Genomic DNA, 21406 nt, shown 5'->3' with positions numbered 1-21406 from the left:
TAATTATTATGCAGAAATACGGTTTAATAGGCTATCCGCTGAGACATTCGTTTTCCATCGGATATTTCAATGAAAAGTTCAAATCGGAGAATATCGACGCTGAATATGTAAACTTTGAGATACCCGGTATCAATGACTTTATGGAAGTCATAGAGGAAAATCCCGACCTCTGCGGACTTAATGTGACCATCCCGTACAAGGAGCAGGTCATTCCCTTTCTTGACGAACTGGACAAAGACACCGCAAAGATCGGTGCAGTGAACGTCATCAAAATCATCCGCCTGCCGAGGGGAAAAGTAAAGCTTGTCGGCTACAACTCGGATATCATAGGATTTACACAGTCTATTGAGCCTTTGCTGCAACCCCATCACAAGAAGGCGCTGATTCTGGGTACAGGCGGTGCATCCAAAGCCGTCTATCGCGGACTGGCCAACCTAGGCATCGAAAGCGTATTCGTATCGCGCACGAAAAAGGAATCCTCTTACCTCACTTATGACGAACTGACACCGGAAATCATGCAGGAATATACAGTCATCGTAAACTGTACGCCTGTAGGCATGTATCCCAAAGTAGATTTCTGCCCCAACATCCCTTATGAACAACTGACCCCAAACCATTTGCTCTACGATTTGTTATATAATCCAAACGAAACACTCTTCATGAAGAAAGGCCAGACACAAGGAGCCGTCACTAAAAACGGACTGGAGATGTTGCTGCTGCAAGCCTTTGCTGCATGGGAAATTTGGAATAGATAATGAAGAAAACCATCAAATATTCAATTCTCGGTCTGGCTGCCCTCTGCACCTTGCTGTTGTGCGGAGGGTACTATATGCTAGGATATGCCCTGAAGCCCGAAGAACTGGCGACACGAAGCCGCGACATCGCCTCATCCTACGAACTCATGTACGAACACTATCCCGAACTGCAACCGTGGATGGACAGCCTGATGACCGTAGGAGCACTGAAGGACTTCTACATCGAGAACGACCGTGGAGAGACACTACATGCGCTCTATGTTGCAGCCGCCCTCCCCACCGACAAAACGGCAGTCATCGTACATGGATATACGGACAATGCCGTACGCATGCTGATGATAGGCTATTTGTACAGCAAGGAGATGGGTTTCAATATCCTGCTTCCCGACCTTTACGGACACGGAATGAGCGAAGGAACCCATGTACAGATGGGTTGGAAAGACCGACTTGACGTGTTGCAATGGACTGAAACCGCCGATGAGCTTTTCGGGCGCAGCCATGCAGACAGCATATCATCCCGCAGTACAAAGATGGTAGTACACGGCATCTCCATGGGAGCCGCCACCACCATGATGGTATCCGGCGAAGTAGAACATGGCCAATACCAACAGCCTTTCATCAAGTGTTTTGTGGAAGACTGCGGCTATACAAGCGTATGGGACGAGTTTCGCGGAGAATTGAAAGAACAGTTCGGACTGCCTCCTTTCCCCCTACTGCATACTGCAAGCTGGCTCTCTCGGCAGGAGTACGGATGGGACTTCCGTGAAGCTTCTGCCTTGGAGCAAGTAAAGAAATGCACTTTGCCCATGCTCTTCATCCACGGTGATGCCGACACCTTTGTGCCGACGTGGATGGTTTATCCCCTCTACGAAGCCAAGCCTGAACCCAAAGAATTATGGATTGTACCCGGTGCCACGCATGCCATGTCTTACAAGGATTATCCGCAGGAATACACCGAGCATGTAAAGAAATTCGTAGGGAAACACATTCATTGATGTGATTTTGCCTATCTTGGCCACAACAAATATTAGTAGTATGAAACGATTTATTTCCATAGCATTCTTCTTGTGCCTGGTCGTATCCTTGCAGGCACAAGAAGTCTACACCACTAAGAACATCCCTAAAGTACACCTTCAGGACAAGACACGTTATGTCTGCAACCCTGCCGGTATCCTGTCTGCAGAGGCATGTGACGACATAGACCGCATGCTCTACGCACTGGAACAGCAGACGGGCATCGAAACGGTAGTCGCCGTTGTCCCGTCCATCGGACAAGAAGATTGTTTCGACTTTTCACACCGGCTGCTCAATGAATGGGGAGTGGGCAAGAAAAAGAAAAACAACGGTTTGGTCATTCTGCTGGTAACCGACCAACGCTGCATCCAGTTTTACACGGGATACGGTCTGGAAGGAGACTTGCCCGATGCCATCTGCAAACGCATACAAACCAGGTACATGATTCCCTATCTGAAAGACAGTAATTGGGATGCCGGAATGGTAGCGGGCGTAAAGGCTGTCTGCGCACGTCTTGACGGCAGTATGGAAAATGACACGGAAGAGGAGGAAGACCTCTCTACGGGAGGTATTCTGTTGGGGATTTTAGGTATCTTTGGAGTAGCACTGATAACAGGTTTCCTTGCCCAACGTGCAGCCAACAAATGCCCCAACTGCGGACAACATAAATTGCAGAGAAGCGGAAGCGTACTCATCTCACGCCGCAATGGAGTGAAAACCGAAGACGTGACCTACACCTGCCGCAATTGCGGACACAAAGTAGTGCGCCGCCAGCAGTCATACGATGAGAATTACCGGGGAGGCGGAGGCAGCGGTCCGGTCATTTTTGGTGGAGGAGATCTCTTCGGAGGCGGAGGCTTCAGCGGTGGCAGCTTCGGAGGTGGTATGGGCGGCGGCGGTGGAGCCGGTTCCAGATTCTAAAACCTCATCCTCTCTCCCGCAGAGAGGAGAAAAGGAATGAAAAAAAATTTCATAGAATATAATTAAATGATTAATAACCGCACTTTCCTCCTCCCCTCTCTACGGAAGAGAGGGCGGGGGCGAGGCTTAAAAATGAAAAGTATGAAGAAATCAACCATTATCATTATTGCAGTTTTAGCACTCCTTGCCATTTGGGCAGTAACGGGTTACAACGGACTCGTAGCAATGGAAGAAAATGTCAACGGACAATGGTCGAACGTGGAAACTCAGTACCAACGCCGTGCCGACCTGATTCCCAACCTTGTAAATACAGTAAAAGGCTACGCTTCTCACGAACGGGAAACCTTGGAAGGTGTGATAGAGGCCCGCAGCAAGGCCACCCGAATCACAGTGAATGCCGAGGACCTGACGCCCGAAAAGCTGGCCGAGTATCAAAAGGCGCAAGGTGCCGTGACTTCTGCCCTCGGCAAACTGCTTGCCATCACGGAGAACTATCCCGAGCTGAAGGCCAACCAGAATTTCCTGGAACTGCAAGCCCAACTGGAAGGTACCGAAAACCGCATCAACGTGGCACGTACCAACTTCAACAACACGGCGAAGGAATTCAATACCAGCATCCGCCGCTTCCCCAAGAATATCCTTGCCGGACTGTTCGGCTTTGAGAAACGCGCTTACTTTGAAGCTGCCGAAGGTGCGGAACAGGCACCGAAAGTAGAGTTCTAAGAATGGACGCAAAAGCATGAATTGAATAATACAGCCCGCATCACATATTCATAAGCAACTGTATATCAACATAAATAATCTAATAAAAGCTAAAAAGGTATGCCCGTATAACCGGACGTACCTTTTATTTTATACATTTGCTCCCGTTATCCATTCCTTTTAACCCGATACAAACAATGAAACATGCGTTGAAATACATCTTCACCCTCCTTATACTGTCCGGCTTGTATGCCTGCAACGGTGACGTTTTTGTGGACGAAGTCAAACTCCCCCTCACCGAAGCCACGCTCAGCGGCGACGGCGACACGCTGACTCTCCGATTCAATACTCCAGAGTGGTCGCTGATTAATGCCTATAAAGGCGAAGAGATTTACGGGCTTTACGGACAATTCTATACACTGGACGGCACGGACATGGGTATCACCAAGTGCCATTTGGAAGACAAAGGAAAAATCGTAGTAAAAGACCTCGGCCAAGAGTTAATCCTTGTCCGCCCCAACGACAGGGAACTGCAAGTGTACATCGGCGACAACCCCACCGGCAATCCTTTTCTTTTCTCCGTGTTGATAGGCAATAAGAACCATTACGGCAAGGAACAAGAGATACGCTTCACCCAATCTCCGGGCAGCGGTTACGTGATAGACCGGATAGAATACAACCTCATCCCCGAATCCGTGGGTACCGAAATTTTTGAAGACAATTATCTGCTATGCCTCAACAGCTCCGGCGAACCGGAAGTGCGCACCTACAACCTGAACGAATGGATGCGCCGTCACATATACCTCTCCTGCGCCACCTCCATACACTTTGCACAAACAGATGACGGTCTGCCCTCCATCGAGCTCCCATCTGCCGACATCTCGCAGGGACTGAAACCCGGCAACGACCGTATAGAGTACTTCCAAAACGGAAACGCACTTGTCGAAATGAGTGTGCAGCCGCCCTTCATGAAGACCATGACCCTGCAACCGGGTATCACAGAAATCAGACGCATAGCCGAATATCAGGTTTATTCCGCCGGCTACACCCTCTATCTGCGCAATGCCAAAACAGGAAAGCCCTATACCGTGCAAGGTACCTTGCGCAGCAAAACTCCGACAAGAACAATTGGTTTCTATCTAAATCATCAGGAGAATGATAAGTGACACCAAGAACAAAATACAATATACAAGTAAGAAAACAAGCCTATACATTCATGAAAACCATCCATAAACTACTGACGGCCCTGCTCCTTGCAGGACAATCTGTCAACGGGCTATGGGCGCAGGGCGATGCGATGCCCGCACATACAGACACCGTGCCTCATCCCCTGCACCGTCCCATCCACAAAATCTCGCTGGACATGCGCCCCGCCTACCTGACTCCTACCAACAGCTTCTTCAAAGGTGACAATGCAAACCAACAACGGATGAACAAGTTCTTGTCGGGGCATCTGAAATACGGTTTGCAGTTCAACCCCGAATCGCCTCTAGGAGTAATGTATCCACACACCACACAGGGCATCGGTTTGGCGGTCAATACGCTATTCAATGACACGGAAATAGGAACACCGGTGGCAATCTATGCCTTTCAGACTTCGCGCATCGCAAGCCTATCGTCCCGGTTGTCGCTGGACTATGAGTGGAACTTCGGCGCATCGTTCGGCTGGAAGAAGTATGACGAGGAGACGAATCCGTACAATACAGTGACAAGTTCCAAGATAAATGCCTACATCAACCTGGGCTTCTTCCTGAACTGGCAGCTTTCTCCCTGCTGGAACTTCACGGCAGGGGTGGAAGGAACCCACTTCTCGAACGGAAACTCCCACTATCCCAATTCAGGAGTCAACACGATAGGAGCACGGATAGGCATCACACGGAACTTCGGCGATGCACGGACACTGATGCCGGCACAAGCAGCCCGTCCTCCTCAGGGAAGGACATTTGTCCCGCATATCAGTTACGACTTAGTGGTGTACGGAGCCACGAAAATACGCGGTTGGGTAGAAGAGTACAACAGTGTGCTGGTGCCGGGTTCATTCGGTGTAGCGGGCATCAACTTCAACCCGATGTATAATTTCCACCGGGTATTGCGGGCAGGCATATCGATAGACGCTCAATACGACGAAAGCGCCAACCTACGCGACCATCAGGCGGGAACGAACGAGAAGGGTGACCTCAAGTTCTACCGCCCACCATTCAAGGAGCAATTCAATGCGGGACTGTCGGCACGCATCGAGTTCGTGATGCCGGTGTTCTCCATCAACCTTGGCGTAGGTTACCACTTCCTGCACAAGGGCAGTGACACCAAAGGATGCTACCAAGTACTGGCACTGAAAACGTCACTAACGAGGAACCTCTACCTCCATACCGGCTATCAGTTGCAGAATTTCCACGACCCGAACCACTTGATGCTGGGATTGGGATGGAGATTCAACAACCGGAGAACCGGAATGTTCTAAGCAGATTACTTTTCTCGCACAAAGCCAAGGTTGTAACCGAAATAATCACTACTTTTGCGCATTCAATTGAACTAACTTATTATCTCATGAGCAATCAACGATACATGATGCGAGGCGTCAGCGCATCCAAGGAAGATGTGCACAACGCCATAAAGAATATCGACAAAGGTATCTTCCCGCAGGCTTTCTGCAAAATTATTCCCGACATTTTGGGCGGCGACCCGGAATATTGCAACATCATGCACGCCGACGGTGCAGGCACCAAGTCCAGTCTTGCCTACATGTACTGGAAGGAAACCGGTGACCTCAGTGTATGGAAAGGCATCGCACAGGATGCACTTATCATGAACATAGACGACCTGCTTTGTGTGGGTGCCGTGGACAACATTCTGGTATCTTCCACCATCGGGCGCAACAAACTGCTCATTCCCGGTGAAGTAATCTCCGCCATCATCAACGGTACGGACGAACTGCTTGCCGAGCTCCGTGAAATGGGCGTAGGCGTTTATGCCACCGGAGGCGAGACTGCCGATGTGGGCGACCTTGTACGCACCATTATCGTAGACTCTACGGTGACTTGCCGCATGAAGCGCAGCGATGTCATTGACAATGCCAACATCCGCCCGGGAGACGTGATTGTAGGTCTGGCATCCTACGGACAGGCCACATATGAGAAAGAATACAACGGCGGTATGGGCAGCAATGGTCTGACCAGCGCACGCCACGACGTGTTCGCCAAATATCTGGCAGAGAACTATCCCGAAAGCTACGACAAGGCAGTGCCCGAAGAATTGGTTTACAGCGGCAAGCTGAAGCTGACGGACAGCGTCGAAGGCAGTCCGATAGATGCAGGAAAGCTGGTACTCTCTCCTACCCGTACGTATGCACCGGTAGTAAAGAAGCTGCTCGACGCACTCCGTCCCGAGATTCACGGTATGGTCCACTGCTCAGGCGGCGCACAGACCAAGGTGCTGCACTTTGTAGGTAACAACTGCCGCGTCATCAAAGACAATCTCTTCCCCGTTCCACCGTTGTTCAAGACCATCAAGGAACAAAGCGATACGGACTGGAGCGAAATGTACAAGGTATTCAACATGGGACACCGTCTGGAAGTGTACCTCTCTCCCGAACATGCAGAAGAGGTGATTGCCATCTCGAAGAGTTTCAACATCGACGCACAGATTGTAGGCCGCATCGAGGAAAGTGACAAGAAAGAGTTGATTATCAAAAGCGAATTCGGAGAGTTCAGATACTAAACATGAAGGTAGCAAAGCAAGACTCCGGCAAAGGATGTCTATTCCTATTAGCTGGCATCTCATTATGTTGTCTGGGCATTTGCATCGGAATGTGGCTTGATTGCCCATATATCAAAAACCTTGGCATCATGATGGGAGGTTTTGTAGGCTCTTTTGTGGGAAGCAACTATATCAACGTCAAAAAGAAGAAAACACCTGCATGGCAATGGGTGGTTTTCTTCATTTTAATATTAATAATAACGGCTCTACTTACCGTATTTTTAGAATCAAATGGCAGAAAATAACACCATACTTGAGAAACTGGAAGGCCTCGTAGCCCGCTTCGAGGAGGTATCGACTCTGATTACAGACCCGGCAGTGATTGCCGACCAGAAGCGCTACGTGAAGCTCACCAAAGAGTACAAGGAACTGGGCGACTTGATGAACGCCCGCAAAGAATACATGCAAGTGTTGAGCGGCATCGAAGAAGCCAAAGAAATCATTGCCAACGAAACAGACCAGGAGATGCGCGAAATGGCACGCGAAGAGCTGGATGCCTGCCAGACCCGCCAACCGGAACTGGAAGAACAGATAAAGCTGCTCCTCGTTCCCGCCGACCCGCAGGACGGACGCAACGCCATTCTGGAGATACGTGGCGGTACGGGCGGCGATGAAGCCGCCATCTTTGCAGGCGACCTCTTCCGCATGTACACCAAATTCTGTGAAGCCAAAGGCTGGAAGCTGGAAATATCCAGCGCCAACGAAGGTGCAGCCGGCGGTTTCAAGGAAATAGTATGCTCCGTGACGGGCGACAACGTATACGGCACGCTGAAATATGAATCGGGCGTACACCGCGTGCAGCGTGTGCCTGCCACCGAAACACAAGGACGCGTACACACCTCTGCCGCCTCCGTAGCCGTGCTTCCCGAAGCCGAAGAGTTCGATGTAGTCATCAACGAAGGCGAAATCAAGTGGGACACCTTCCGAAGCGGCGGTGCAGGCGGTCAGAACGTGAACAAGGTGGAATCCGGCGTGCGCCTGCGCTACAACTGGAAGAACCCCAACACGGGCGTAGTCGAAGAAATCCCCATCGAGTGTACCGAGACGCGCGACCAGCCCAAGAACAAGGAACGCGCCCTCTCGCGCCTGCGTACCTTCATCTACGACAAGGAACACCAGAAGTACATCGACGACATTGCCAGCAAACGCAAGACAATGGTCAGCACCGGCGACCGCTCTGCCAAGATACGTACCTACAATTATCCGCAAGGACGTATCACAGACCATCGCATCAACTACACCATTTATAATCTCTCCGCGTTTATGGATGGAGACATCCAGGACTGCATCGACCACCTCATCGTAGCGGAAAATGCAGAAAGACTGAAGGAAAGCGAATTGTGACAAGGTGGCAAAGTGATAAAGTGACAAGGTTATAGAGTGACGAGATGATAGTTCATTAACCAAGCAATCCCAATCATTAAATCGTAAATATAAAAATGAACAAACAAGAATTATTTGAAAACATAAAGCGCAAGAAATCATTTCTTTGCGTAGGTCTTGATACCGACATCAAGAAAATCCCCGAACATCTGCTGAAAGAAGAAGACCCTATCTTCGCTTTCAACAAAGCTATCATCGACGCAACGGCCGACCTCTGCATCGCCTACAAGCCCAACCTTGCTTTTTACGAAAGCATGGGCGTGAAAGGCTGGATAGCTTTCGAGAAGACCGTGAACTACATCAAGCAGAACTATCCCGACCAATTCATCATCGCCGACGCCAAACGCGGAGACATCGGAAACACCTCTGCCATGTATGCACGCACGTTCTTCGAAGAGCTGGATATAGATTCCGTAACCGTTGCCCCCTATATGGGCGAAGACAGCGTTCATTGCCAACGAAACAGACCAGGAGATGCGCGAAATGGCACGCGAAGAGCTGGATGCCTGCCAGACCCGCCAACCGGAACTGGAAGAACAGATAAAGCTGCTCCTCGTTCCCGCCGACCCGCAGGACGGACGCAACGCCATTCTGGAGATACGTGGCGGTACGGGCGGCGATGAAGCCGCCATCTTTGCAGGCGACCTCTTCCGCATGTACACCAAATTCTGTGAAGCCAAAGGCTGGAAGCTGGAAATATCCAGCGCCAACGAAGGTGCAGCCGGCGGTTTCAAGGAAATAGTATGCTCCGTGACGGGCGACAACGTATACGGCACGCTGAAATATGAATCGGGCGTACACCGCGTGCAGCGTGTGCCTGCCACCGAAACACAAGGACGCGTACACACCTCTGCCGCCTCCGTAGCCGTGCTTCCCGAAGCCGAAGAGTTCGATGTAGTCATCAACGAAGGCGAAATCAAGTGGGACACCTTCCGAAGCGGCGGTGCAGGCGGTCAGAACGTGAACAAGGTGGAATCCGGCGTGCGCCTGCGCTACAACTGGAAGAACCCCAACACGGGCGTAGTCGAAGAAATCCTCATCGAGTGTACCGAGACGCGCGACCAGCCCAAGAACAAGGAACGCGCCCTCTCGCGCCTGCGTACCTTCATCTACGACAAGGAACACCAGAAGTACATCGACGACATTGCCAGCAAACGCAAGACAATGGTCAGCACCGGCGACCGCTCTGCCAAGATACGTACCTACAATTATCCGCAAGGACGTATCACAGACCATCGCATCAACTACACCATTTATAATCTCTCCGCTTTTATGGATGGAGACATCCAGGACTGCATCGACCACCTCATCGTAGCGGAAAATGCAGAAAGACTGAAGGAAAGCGAATTGTGACAAGGTGGCAAAGTGATAAAGTGACAAGGTTATAGAGTGACGAGATGATAGTTCATTAACCAAGCAATCCCAATCATTAAATCGTAAATATAAAAATGAACAAACAAGAATTATTTGAAAACATAAAGCGCAAGAAATCATTTCTTTGCGTAGGTCTTGATACCGACATCAAGAAAATCCCCGAACATCTGCTGAAAGAAGAAGACCCTATCTTCGCTTTCAACAAAGCTATCATCGACGCAACGGCCGACCTCTGCATCGCCTACAAGCCCAACCTTGCTTTTTACGAAAGCATGGGCGTGAAAGGCTGGATAGCTTTCGAGAAGACCGTGAACTACATCAAGCAGAACTATCCCGACCAATTCATCATCGCCGACGCCAAACGCGGAGACATCGGAAACACCTCTGCCATGTATGCACGCACGTTCTTCGAAGAGCTGGATATAGATTCCGTAACCGTTGCCCCCTATATGGGCGAAGACAGCGTTACGCCGTTCCTCACCTATGAGGGCAAATGGGTAATTTTGCTTGCACTGACCAGCAACAAAGGCTCGCACGACTTCCAACTGACGGAAGACCCGCAAGGCGAACGCCTCTTCGAGAAGGTGCTCCGCAAATCACAGGAGTGGGCTAGCGACGAACAGATGATGTATGTGGTAGGCGCCACCCAGGGCCGTGCCTTCGAGGATATCCGCAAGATTGTGCCCGAACACTTCCTGCTTGTCCCCGGCGTAGGTGCCCAAGGCGGTTCGCTGGAAGAAGTCTGCAAGTATGGCATGACGAAGACTTGCGGACTGATTGTCAACTCCAGCCGCGGCATCATCTATGTGGACAAGACGGAAAATTTCGCTGCTGCCAGTCGCAAGGCTGCCCAAGAAGTGCAGGCACAGATGGAAGAACAATTGAAAGCAATCTTGTAAGAATATGCCATGATACTCCTGCAAGACATACCACAATATTATGCATACTGCTTTGCGGGCAAAGACCTTTGCCCCAAAGCAGCCACCTGCCTGCGAGCCATTGCAGCGCAAACCCTCGCGGAAAGCGAGGAAGAAGGGAAGAATATACTGTACTGCATAAATCCCGTTTATGTGCAGCGTCTTTCGCCTGCCGACAGTTGCCGGTATTACCGCAACAATAAACCCGTGCGCTATGCCAAGGGTATGACCCAGCTCTTCGAAGACCTCCCCTTAAAGCAATCACGCGTGGTCCGCCTACGGGTAATGCAATGCTTTTCGTGCGAAAGCTATTTCTACCAAAGCCGCAAAGGAGAACGGCTCATTACTCCTGACGAACAAGAAGCCATTCGCCGTGTATTCCGTGCGTCAGGCGTGACAAGCGAACCTAAGTTCGATGGCTTTCAGTACAGTTTGGCGTGGGAAGGATAGATATAACTATTCTATCAATCAGCATCTTACGGATTTATTTATTTTTATCTCCAACAAAGTGACACTTTATTCCCAATAAAGCGCCACTTCAACAGCAATAAAGCGTTACTTTAACAGCAATAAAGTGGCGCTCTGGCAGAGATAAGACAAAACTCGATTGTCACTGAAGCAACAGTATACGGAAAAGAAGATACAGACAAGACAGTTCTCATCCACCAGTTGATGAGCAGCGTCTGTCTTACTGCATGAGATTAGCAATCAGGAAACTGCAAGCGTCCTCAAGTTCCGAAAGTTCTTCTTTGCGAGACAGACGGATGCCGCACCGGTTGCAGAAATCTTTCAAGAGCGATTCCGTTCTGCCATCCTCCACCTCAATCATATCCGGTTTGTTGTCCAAGCGGCACAAGTTATCGACAAGTTCAACAAGCATCTGCCGAGGCGCCTCTTCTCCATCCTCCATACAGAAGACGGGGAACAGCCCATCTTCTCCGGCATCCAGGCAAAGCAATACAGACGGCAGGAAAGGTATTCCATCTGCTGATTCATCCACGGGTGCAGGCATGTGGATGAGCTTCATCTGCAATGTGCCGGAAGTACGGAGTTTCTTCACCCTTCTTATAAGTATATCATTGGTAAACTCCGGTGCCGGCCATTCGTCGGGCAGGAGAGCAGGAAGCTCTATCATCCCCCAGTCGTAAGTCCCCTCAGCGTTGGGAACAAGGTAAGGCACCGGTTTTCCTCCCTCCATCGTAGGGTAATCTCCTTTTTCGTCAAAGCCCAGTTCAGTCAGACTCCGGCACGCCAACTCTCCCGCAACGGCAATCGCCGCACGGAGTGCTTCGACAATATCGGCGGCATCTTTCTCGCAAGTAATGCCCAAGGGCACTTTGAAAGGCAGATGCCGGGTAAAGTCAGGCCACCCTTTGGGACGGCGCACCTTCAGCCCATGGGCATTGACATAGTCGCGGATTATCTTCTTCGTCTTATTCTGCACGGCAGATGCCTGTATGAAGTCACAATTGATGCAGTCAAAAGTCGCTGCCATCTCAAGCATATCCACTTCAGAAAGCCGCATACTGCCGAAACCGAGACTCTTCAAATAAGAAGCGAACCCTTTCTGTCCCCTATAGAAGCCCAAGGCTAAATGTTCGCCTCCATTCCCCATCACGCAACAATAACCTGTCTCTCCATCAGAAAGGCGGAATGCAAACACATCACTGTCCGTCAATATATTCCACAGTTCCGTATCGCGGTATTGAAATGCCACCGCAAGCATATCATCTGTCAATATCATACTACATCTTTTTTTTAGATGCAAAGCTACGACTTATTTCGAACAAACATGCTTCCTTATCTATTTAATTATAAAAAACTGTCATCCATAGCGAAGCAAAGCACCTACTTTTCCAAAACAAGTTTGTTATCTATCAAACCCAAGACGGAAAGACTTCTATTGATGTGAAATTGGAGCAGGACACGGTGTGGCTTACACAGGCGCAAATGAGCGAATTGTTTCAGATTTCATCTTCGACAGCGAAGAACATGTACAACAAGGCAGATGACAGTATTGACATCCTCTACAACGACGGCAGCACCAAGAATATTGCCGAAGCATCGGACATGCTCAACATTTCTCTTCTATCTAAGAAAGTAAAAAAGTACGACTTATGCTACCAACGTTTGCATAGATAAGTATAAAATATTCACCTTAGAATAAGGAAATATAAAAAAAAAGTCCGTTATTTGCGTTTTGAAACCATCTAACAAGAATAAGACATGGAGTTCTCTGCTAAACAAATTGCAACATTTATCCAAGGAGAAATTGTTGGAGACGAGAATGCTACCGTTCATACCTTTGCGAAAATCGAAGAGGGAATACCGGGAGCCATATCCTTCCTATCCAACCCCAAATACACCCCCTATATATACGAAACCCAATCAAGCATTATTCTGGTAAACAAGGACTTTGTTCCGGAACAAGAAGTAAAAGCTACCTTGATTAAAGTGGACAATGCGTATGAAAGTCTTGCCAAATTGCTGAATCTTTATGAGCAAAGTAAGCCAAAGCGGGTGGGAATTGACTCTCTGGCCTTTGTTGCCGAGACAGCTAGAATAGGCAAGGATGTTTACATTGCGCCTTTTGCTTGCATTGGCGAATATGCAGAAGTGGGAGACAATACGGTCATTCATCCTCACGTCACGATTGGCAACGGTGCCAAAGTGGGCAATGACTGTATTATTTACGCTAACTCAACCATCTATCACGATTGCCGGGTAGGAAATCACTGCATCCTGCACTCCGGTTGCGTTATCGGTGCAGATGGTTTCGGCTTCGCCCCCACTTCCGAGGGTTATGAAAAAATCCCGCAAATAGGTATAACCATCTTGGAAGACCATGTGGAAATCGGTGCCAACACGTGTGTGGACCGCGCTACTATGGGAGCTACCATCGTACATAGCGGCGTGAAACTGGATAATTTAATCCAGGTGGCACACAATGATGAAATAGGCTCCCACACCGTAATGGCTGCGCAAGCAGGTGTAGCAGGTTCTACCAAGATAGGAGAATGGTGCATGTTCGGCGGGCAAGTAGGCATTGCAGGCCATATCCATATAGGCAATAAAGTGAACCTTGGCGCACAGTCCGGTGTTCCCAGTAGCCTAAAGGACGGTAGCCAGCTTATCGGCACCCCTCCTATGGAGCTGAAACAATATTTCAAGGCATCCATCGCACAAAGAAGTTTGCCGGAAATGCAAGTGGAACTGCGCCAGCTCCGCAAAGAATTGAATGAACTTAAACAACAATTAAATAAGTAACCAATGTTAAAACAAAAGACTCTAAAAGATAGCTTTTCGCTCAGCGGAAAAGGTCTTCATACGGGACTTGACCTAACCGTTACTTTCAATCCTGCTCCGGATAATCATGGATACAAAATCCAACGTGTCGACCTAGAAGGACAGCCTACCTTCGATGCCGTTGCAGACAATGTAATCGAAACTACCCGTGGTACCGTACTCTCCAAAAACGGAGTAAAGGTGAGCACAGTGGAGCATGGTATGGCAGCCCTCTATGCATTGGGAATCGACAACTGCCTGATACAGGTAAACGGACCGGAATTTCCCATTCTGGACGGAAGCGCCCAATATTATGTCAACGAAATAGAGCGCGTAGGCACTGTAGAACAAAATGCCGTAAAAGATTTCTATATCATCAAGTCCAAAATTGAATTCCGTGACGAAACCACCGGCTCTTCCATCATCGTGTTGCCGGACGAGAACTTCAGCTTGAATGTACTGGTATCGTACGACTCCAACATCCTCCCAAACCAGTTTGCAACATTGGAGGACATGACAAAATTCAAGGATGAAATCGCAGCAAGCCGTACTTTCGTGTTTGTGCGCGAAATTGAGCCATTGCTGCAGGCCGGTCTTATCAAGGGCGGCGACCTTGACAATGCGATTGTTATTTACGAACGCGAAATGTCTCAGGAGAACTATGACAAACTGGCCGATGTGATGGGAGTTCCTCACATGGACGCCAAACAATTGGGATATATCAACCACAAACCTTTGGTGTGGCCCAATGAATGCGCCCGTCACAAGTTGCTCGATGTCATCGGCGACCTGGCTTTGATAGGCAAGCCCATCAAGGGCCGCATCATCGCTACCCGCCCAGGACACACTATCAACAACAAGTTCGCCCGCCAGATGCGCAAGGAAATCCGCCTGCACGAAATCCAGGCTCCTGCCTACGACTGCAACCGCGAACCGATTATGGATGTAAACCGCATCCGCGAACTTCTGCCTCACCGTTACCCGATGCAATTGGTGGACAAAGTAATAGAAATAGGTGCCAACTACATTGTAGGTATCAAGAACGCAACTTCCAACGAGCCTTTCTTCCAGGGACACTTCCCGCAGGAACCGGTAATGCCCGGTGTGTTGCAGATAGAGGCAATGGCGCAGACGGGAGGTCTGCTTGTACTGAATTCGGTGGATGAACCGGAACGCTACTCTACCTACTTCATGAAGATTGACGGTGTGAAGTTCCGCCAAAAAGTGGTACCGGGAGATACGCTCATCTTCCGTGTAGAGCTGATGGCTCCCATACGCCGCGGCATTTCTACCATGAAAGGTTATGTGTTCGTAGGCGAGAAAGTGGTCTGCGAAGCGGAGTTTATGGCACAAATAGTTAAGAACAAATAAATAGATTTACGATTAGACGATTTACGTTTTACGATTCATATTACCCATAAGAATTATCACTTTCAGGTAAAATCGTATATACTGTAAATCGCAAATAACCTCAATCGTAAATTGCTAAATCGTAAATAATATGATAAGTCCCTTAGCGTATATTCATCCCGAAGCCAAAATCGGGGAGAACGTAGAGATTGCTCCTTTTGTTTTCATTGACAAGAATGTGGTAATCGGTGATAACAACAAGATTATGGCAAACGCCAACATTCTGTACGGTGCACGCATCGGCAATGGAAACACCATTTTCCCGGGAGCCGTTATCGGTGCCATTCCCCAGGATTTAAAATTCAGAGGGGAAGAAAGCACTGCTGAAATCGGAGACAACAATATCATACGTGAAAACGTAACTATCAACCGCGGCACAGCTGCCAAAGGCAGAACCATCGTCGGCAACAACAACCTCCTGATGGAAAGCGTACACGTGGCCCACGATGCCCTGATAGGCAACGGCTGTATCATTGGCAACTCTACAAAAATGGCGGGTGAAATTGTCATCGACGATTATTCCATCATCAGTGCCAATGTACTGATGCACCAATTCTGCCATGTAGGCGGTTACGGTATGATACAAGGCGGTTGCCGTTTCAGCAAGGACATCCCACCGTACATCATTGCCGGACGCGAGCCTATCTGCTATGCGGGAATCAATGTGGTAGGGTTACGCCGCCGTGGATTCTCCAACGAGACCATCGAGAAAATCCACGATGCCTATCGCATCATCTATCAAAGCGGTCTGAACAATACGGATGCCTTGAAGAAAATCGAGGATGAAATGGAAATGACACCGGAAATAAGTTATATCGTAAACTTTATACGTGAATCAGCCCGCGGCATTATCCCCGCAGGGAAATAAAAAGACGTATGATTTACACAAAATCAGAAGTCAGAAATCATAAATTATAATTCATCATGATCTACAGATTTACAATCATCTCTGACGAAGTGGACGATTTTATCAGAGAAATACAGATAGACCCGGAAGCTACCTTTTATGACTTCCATGAAGCAATCCTAAAGTCGGCCGGCTACGCCAACGACCAGATGACCTCTTTCTTCATTTGCGATGATGACTGGGAGAAAGAAAAGGAAATTACGCTGGAAGAAATGGACGACAATCCGGAAATGGACAGTTGGGTAATGAAAGAGACCCAACTGAGTGAACTGGTTGAAGACGAGAAACAGAAACTTCTCTATGTATTCGATTATATGACTGAACGTTGCTTCTTCATCGAGCTTTCTGAAATCATTACCGGAAAAGAAATGAAAGGCGCCAAATGCACCAAGAAGGCGGGTGAAGCTCCCAAGCAGACCGTTGACTTTGAAGAGATGGCAGCTGCCGGCGGTTCTCTGGATTTAGACGAAAACTTTTACGGCGACCAGGACTTCGATATGGAAGATTTCGACAAAGAGGGCTTCGGCGGTTTGGACGAAGCCGGAAGCTCTTTTGAAGAAGAGAAATATTAAACAGACATACCATACAGATTTCTTTTAAGCGCGGATTACACGGAAACGCACGGCTATTATTGAATATTCCCCGTGTAATCCGCGTAATCCGCGCTTAATGTTTTTATCCGCATGCACACTTTAATTGTACTTATCGGTCCCACCGGAGTAGGCAAAACAGAGCTAAGCCTCCGATTGGCAGAACATTTCCATACTTGTATCGTCTCAGCCGATTCGAGACAACTCTACGCAGATATAAAGATAGGCACAGCTGCCCCTACACCGGAGCAACTGAAACGGGTACAGCACTACTTCGTCGGCACCCTGAAGCTGACAGACTATTACAGTGCCGCCCAATACGAAGCGGAAGTGATGAGGCTGCTGGAAAGCTTGTTTACAAAGCATGACACCGTACTGCTGACCGGAGGCTCAATGATGTATGTAGATGCAGTCTGTAAAGGAATTGACGACATTCCGACCGTAGATGCCGATACACGCCGGCTCATGCTGCACAAATACGAAACAGAAGGTCTGGAAAGACTTTGTGCGGAACTTAAGCTGCTGGACCCGGAATATTACAAAATAGTAGATTTGAAAAATCCCAAACGTGTAGTCCATGCGTTGGAAATCTGCTACATGACGGGAAAGACCTACACTTCCTTCCGCACCCGGCAAAAGAAGGAACGTCCCTTCCGTATTATCAAAATAGGATTGACTCGTGACCGGGAAGAGCTTTATGAACGCATCAACTGCCGGGTAGACCAAATGGTGGAAGACGGCTTGGTGGAAGAAGCGCGCACGGTCTATCCGTATAAAAGTCTAAATTCCCTGAATACAGTAGGCTACAAAGAAATATTCAAGTATCTGGACGGCGAATGGACATTACCCTTTGCCATTGAAAAGATAAAGCAGAACTCACGCATCTATTCCCGTAAGCAAATGACCTGGTTCAAACGGGACGAGGAAATCCACTGGTTCCACCCGGAGCAAGAAACGGAAATACTGAAAATCCTCTGAAATCCTTATCCCCTATTCATCAAGAAAGAATTATTCGCTGACAAGTTCCTGCAACTTATCCTGCATATACCGAAGTTTCGCAGTTCCAGTACCTTGTTCTATAGGGCGGATAATGCCTTTCTTATCCACCAGTATAGTGACCGGCATACCACTCACATGAAAGGTCTCGAAGAAAAACGAGTCATCGGCTATCTGGGCAAAGAGGAAAGGACGGCTCTCTACAATTTTCCTTATTTGTGCAGCACTGTCAAAAGTCGTAGCAAGATAGGTTACATCAGGATAGACTTCCATCCATTTGTTCAGCTCCGGCATTTCACGGATACAAGGGCCACAGCCGGTATACCAGAAGTTCAAGACCATAGGACGTCCCGCCACGTTGTCCAAACCCACACCAGGCGGCATGCCTTCGAAGAAAAGCCCGTCCACCAAATAATATTTCTTACCGGCTGTGGGGGCAGAGCAAAGCCCTGCCCCCACAGCTAGCAGAATTAGAAACAAAGAGAAAATTTTCCTTATCATAGTTGTTAGAGACTATTCATTTTTTAGCGCAATCGTAAGCTTGGATTGCGCCTTCACTTTGCCGGTAGCCATGCCAATATACGAAACAACCAATACAGCATCCTTAGAAGGTACAGAAAGGACAAAATTACCATTGACATCGGTAACGCTTCCCGTAGTGGTACCTTCTATCAGAACAGTCGCGCCGATAACAGGTTTCCCCTGCTCATCCACCACTTTGCCTTCCACTTTCATATTGCCTTTGGCAATGGTCTTTTCTACGGCTTTAGTTTTTTTAGTAGTGATGTAAATCTCACCTTTTCCATCTGCCTCTTTCTTCACCTCAATACCCTCAATATTCTCGGCAGGTATTAAATCATCGATAGTTTTAGTACCCAAGTCAACCTTTTCTCCATCAATATAGACAGTCTTTATTAAATCAAGACTGCCCTTATGCTGTACTTTAGCATTCTCTGCCACCTCATTACCCCGGCGGATAACCATACCCGGAGTTCCTTGTTTCAGGGTTATCAGAATAACACCATCCTGTCCCTTTTCTCCATATAATTCCGTGGCAGATTTGTCTTTTAAAACCGTTATACGTTCTATCTTATCAGAATTCAATGCACTCATAACAGATGGTGTCACCTCTTTTCCATCCACAATATACAGTGGTTCTTTCCCATTACCTGCATACCCTTCAACTGTAATACCATTGGCAGAAGAAGTTTTTTCAAGTTTGTCGTCATCCAGCCTGAACATCACCGGAGCCGTATATTTCACCGCCACCGGCTGCCCCTTCTGTCTTCCAGGTTTCCACTTCGGCATAGTGTTTATCAAACGTAACGCCTCAGCATCCATATCCTTATCTACAGAACGGAGCACCTTGGAGTCCTTGATACTTCCATCTTTATCCACTACAAACCGGACAGTCACGCATCCCTGTATACCTTTCTCTTTGGCAGATGCCGGATAACGCATATTCGTCTTGATATAATCCATGAAAGCACTCATTCCGCTGCCGGGAAATTCCGGCATCTCCTCTACCACCTCGAAGACCGGAGTTCCCTTCAACTGCTTTCGGACTTCCGACGGTACATACTTCACATCGGCAGGTTTCGTAGTGTCACCTGCATTTTCCGCCACTTTTGTTTCTACAATTGCAGCCAAATCGTTAACTTTGACGCTTGAAATTTCCTCAACTTTATCGGAAACTTCGGGACGGGCAAAAGCTGTCACTGCAATGGCAGCCACCGGAAGTACATAAAGATACTTCAAACGTGCCCACGGACTTGATTTTTCTTTTAACATCATAGTGATACGTTTTTTAAGTTTACTGTGATTAAAGCTGTTGGCCATAGAGTAGAGCCTTGTGCCGACAGCTTTTTTTATTAATAATAGTTGATATTGTTTTGCGTCCACGCCCTCCTTTATCACCGTCTCATCGGCTTCAAACTCATGGATATTCTGCAGTTCCTGCTTCAGCAACCACGATGCCGGATTGAACCACTGGAAGAAAATGCAGACATCAGTCACCAGCAAGTCCCAGGAATGGCGGTTATGGATATGGGCAAGCTCATGGATAAGGATTTCCCGTCCGTTCTCCTCCAAGTCTTTCCGTGAAATGACAATATATCCCATCCAACTGAACGGGGAGATGTCACGGTTGTGTACAATCAAAGTAACGCGCTCTTTCCTGCCCGGCAAGTAATTGCCGATGTCTTCTCTCCTACCCGCTTTCAGCAACATCAGCAACCGCACCAGCGAACAGGCATTGCGGAAAGCAAAGAAAACGATTCCTGCCAGATAGACCAACAGCGCCACTTGTATCCAGGTGACCGTTGCCGCCTCAGCCGTTATTCCGGTTTCAGTGGCATTCATTGCATCTGCCATCATCAACAACTGTTCCAATGTCAGCATGGTCTGATGCACTTCAGTCTCTTGCCTTACACTTACCTCAACCCAAGGCAGCAGGCACGACAACAACAAAATGCCCAGTAAAGCGAACCGGTTGAAACGATGAAAAGTCTCACGTGCCAGCAGCAAGCGGTAAAACAGATAGAATACCGCCAGACAAACGGATGATTTGAGTATATAAACAAGAAACAGACCCATGGAGTTATTTGCTATTTGATGATTTGTAATAGTCAAGACTTGTTCTGACAGTCCATTTACTATTCGGTTTTCTCATTTCCTGATTTTGCAGTTGATACTTTCTTGCCACAGCGACTTCTTCGATAAAAGTTTGCATGGGAGTTTTTTCAGAGACAGTACTTTCCGGATGCTTGCAATCCGTAGCAAATAGTCACCAGCAACCAACAAACCAATCCGATGTTTTTCATAAGCAAGAGTTATCAAATTTTCAATTACCTCATTCCTTTCCCTTTTCCACCTCTTGTATCAACTGTTTCAGCTCTTCCAGCGATATATCCTCTTCCTTTACCAAAGACGACACCGCGCCGAGATAAGAATTATTGAAATATTTGCTGATGACATTCTTCAGTGTCCGCTTGCGGAAATCCTCCTCGCTGACCACCGCATAATACTGATACGTGTTGCCATACGTATGATGGCTCAGAAATCCCTTATCCTCCAATCCTCTCACAATGGTGGACAAAGTATTGAAATGCGGTTTCGGCTCTTCATAGAATGCCAGCATTTCCTTCACAAACAACGGCCCCTTTTCCCAGAAAAAGCCCATGATTTCTTCTTCTTTTGCAGTCAATCCTTTCATAACATTCTTTGTTTTCTGCAAAGAACTAAATTATTTAGTTCAAAAACTAATTTCCTTCGTTAAATAAAACTAAAGCTTTTAGTTTATCCGGCAAAACCCACTCTCCAACCATCTCCCGACAAGCAAAATACCTAGTAATAGTGATTGCAGTTCTCGGATAAAAGCCGTTACTTTGCATACGA

At 48.1% G+C, this 21406-nt stretch carries 20 protein-coding genes and 3 pseudogenes; 19 read left to right on the top strand and 4 right to left on the bottom strand.

Translation table 11 applies throughout. The annotated features are described in order from the left end of the window. Window positions 1-8 precede the first annotated feature (8 nt). From M1B78_RS06250 to M1B78_RS06190, 13 genes and pseudogenes are all read left to right on the top strand, one after another. The gene (locus M1B78_RS06250; RefSeq protein ID WP_257940194.1) at window positions 9-755 is read left to right on the top strand and encodes a shikimate dehydrogenase family protein; all 747 of its coding nucleotides are present in this window, start codon (window positions 9-11) and stop codon (window positions 753-755) included. Next, complete coding sequence (locus M1B78_RS06245) at window positions 755-1750, top strand: alpha/beta hydrolase (RefSeq protein WP_257940193.1); 996 nt, start codon at window positions 755-757, stop codon at window positions 1748-1750. The genes M1B78_RS06250 and M1B78_RS06245 overlap by 1 nt, the downstream gene beginning before the upstream one ends. A 40-nt stretch (window positions 1751-1790) precedes the next feature. Further along, window positions 1791-2690: a TPM domain-containing protein gene (locus tag M1B78_RS06240; RefSeq protein WP_257940192.1), complete on the top strand. Its 900-nt coding sequence runs from the start codon at window positions 1791-1793 to the stop codon at window positions 2688-2690. A 141-nt stretch (window positions 2691-2831) separates the two neighbouring features. After that, a complete protein-coding gene (locus tag M1B78_RS06235; protein WP_136010715.1) occupies window positions 2832-3413 on the top strand; it encodes a LemA family protein in 582 nt (193 codons plus the stop codon). A gap of 176 nt (window positions 3414-3589) precedes the next feature. Beyond that, window positions 3590-4558, top strand: a complete 969-nt coding sequence (locus M1B78_RS06230; RefSeq protein WP_257930564.1) for a hypothetical protein — start codon at window positions 3590-3592, stop codon at window positions 4556-4558. Between the two features lie 50 nt (window positions 4559-4608). Then, window positions 4609-5853 carry an acyloxyacyl hydrolase gene (locus M1B78_RS06225; protein ID WP_430732562.1) on the top strand — a complete coding sequence of 415 codons (1245 nt, stop codon included), beginning with the start codon at window positions 4609-4611 and terminating at the stop codon, window positions 5851-5853. Between the two features lie 86 nt (window positions 5854-5939). Beyond that, window positions 5940-7109 carry an AIR synthase-related protein gene (locus M1B78_RS06220; protein ID WP_257940191.1) on the top strand — a complete coding sequence of 390 codons (1170 nt, stop codon included), beginning with the start codon at window positions 5940-5942 and terminating at the stop codon, window positions 7107-7109. Between the two features lie 2 nt (window positions 7110-7111). After that, complete coding sequence (locus tag M1B78_RS06215) at window positions 7112-7393, top strand: hypothetical protein (protein WP_257930566.1); 282 nt, start codon at window positions 7112-7114, stop codon at window positions 7391-7393. Further along, a complete protein-coding gene (prfA, locus tag M1B78_RS06210) occupies window positions 7380-8492 on the top strand; it encodes a peptide chain release factor 1 (RefSeq protein ID WP_257940190.1) in 1113 nt (370 codons plus the stop codon). The genes M1B78_RS06215 and prfA (M1B78_RS06210) overlap by 14 nt, the downstream gene beginning before the upstream one ends. A gap of 95 nt (window positions 8493-8587) precedes the next feature. Next, window positions 8588-8980: pseudogene (gene pyrF, locus M1B78_RS06205) on the top strand (orotidine-5'-phosphate decarboxylase); the annotation flags it as partial. Between the two features lies 1 nt (window position 8981). Then, window positions 8982-9884 (top strand): annotated as a pseudogene (gene prfA, locus M1B78_RS06200) (peptide chain release factor 1); the annotation flags it as partial. Between the two features lie 95 nt (window positions 9885-9979). After that, entirely contained in the window at window positions 9980-10804 is an 825-nt protein-coding gene (gene pyrF / locus M1B78_RS06195) for an orotidine-5'-phosphate decarboxylase (RefSeq protein ID WP_136010721.1), read from the top strand. A gap of 9 nt (window positions 10805-10813) precedes the next feature. Further along, window positions 10814-11272, top strand: a complete 459-nt coding sequence (locus tag M1B78_RS06190; protein ID WP_136010722.1) for a DUF6078 family protein — start codon at window positions 10814-10816, stop codon at window positions 11270-11272. Window positions 11273-11510: 238 nt separating this feature from the next. On the opposite strand, the gene M1B78_RS06185 is transcribed toward M1B78_RS06190, so the two are convergent. Continuing rightward, entirely contained in the window at window positions 11511-12566 is a 1056-nt protein-coding gene (locus tag M1B78_RS06185; protein WP_257940189.1) for a DUF7309 domain-containing protein, read from the bottom strand. A gap of 233 nt (window positions 12567-12799) precedes the next feature. On the opposite strand from M1B78_RS06185, the pseudogene M1B78_RS06180 reads away from it, so the two are divergent. The 6 genes and pseudogenes from M1B78_RS06180 to miaA all read left to right on the top strand — a co-directional run. After that, window positions 12800-12964: pseudogene (locus M1B78_RS06180) on the top strand (HD domain-containing protein); the annotation flags it as partial. Window positions 12965-13048: 84 nt separating this feature from the next. Further along, window positions 13049-14089: a UDP-3-O-(3-hydroxymyristoyl)glucosamine N-acyltransferase gene (gene lpxD, locus M1B78_RS06175; protein ID WP_257940188.1), complete on the top strand. Its 1041-nt coding sequence runs from the start codon at window positions 13049-13051 to the stop codon at window positions 14087-14089. 3 nt (window positions 14090-14092) lie between these two features. After that, entirely contained in the window at window positions 14093-15478 is a 1386-nt protein-coding gene (locus M1B78_RS06170) for a bifunctional UDP-3-O-[3-hydroxymyristoyl] N-acetylglucosamine deacetylase/3-hydroxyacyl-ACP dehydratase (RefSeq protein ID WP_136010726.1), read from the top strand. 130 nt (window positions 15479-15608) lie between these two features. Continuing rightward, window positions 15609-16385: an acyl-ACP--UDP-N-acetylglucosamine O-acyltransferase gene (gene lpxA / locus M1B78_RS06165; protein ID WP_257940187.1), complete on the top strand. Its 777-nt coding sequence runs from the start codon at window positions 15609-15611 to the stop codon at window positions 16383-16385. A 56-nt stretch (window positions 16386-16441) separates the two neighbouring features. Next, complete coding sequence (locus M1B78_RS06160) at window positions 16442-16996, top strand: plasmid pRiA4b ORF-3 family protein (protein ID WP_136010728.1); 555 nt, start codon at window positions 16442-16444, stop codon at window positions 16994-16996. Window positions 16997-17107: 111 nt separating this feature from the next. Beyond that, on the top strand, window positions 17108-17992 hold the full coding sequence (gene miaA, locus M1B78_RS06155; protein WP_257940186.1) for a tRNA (adenosine(37)-N6)-dimethylallyltransferase MiaA: 885 nt from the start codon (window positions 17108-17110) through the stop codon (window positions 17990-17992). 30 nt (window positions 17993-18022) lie between these two features. Here the strand turns inward: miaA and M1B78_RS06150 are convergent, their stop codons facing one another. From M1B78_RS06150 to M1B78_RS06140, 3 genes are all read right to left on the bottom strand, one after another. Then, window positions 18023-18511: a TlpA family protein disulfide reductase gene (locus tag M1B78_RS06150; protein WP_257940185.1), complete on the bottom strand. Its 489-nt coding sequence runs from the start codon at window positions 18509-18511 to the stop codon at window positions 18023-18025. Between the two features lie 12 nt (window positions 18512-18523). Further along, window positions 18524-20605, bottom strand: a complete 2082-nt coding sequence (locus M1B78_RS06145) for a M56 family metallopeptidase (RefSeq protein ID WP_257940184.1) — start codon at window positions 20603-20605, stop codon at window positions 18524-18526. A 256-nt stretch (window positions 20606-20861) separates the two neighbouring features. Continuing rightward, a complete protein-coding gene (locus M1B78_RS06140) occupies window positions 20862-21224 on the bottom strand; it encodes a BlaI/MecI/CopY family transcriptional regulator (RefSeq protein WP_136010732.1) in 363 nt (120 codons plus the stop codon). Between the last annotated feature and the right edge of the window lie 182 nt (window positions 21225-21406).

It is taken from the genome of Bacteroides muris (ex Fokt et al. 2023), from assembly GCF_024704895.1.
Classification (GTDB): Bacteria; Bacteroidota; Bacteroidia; order Bacteroidales; family Bacteroidaceae; genus Bacteroides; species Bacteroides muris.
The sequence above is the reverse complement of the archived record's forward strand: the minus strand, read 5'-3'. Positions and strand labels throughout refer to the sequence as shown.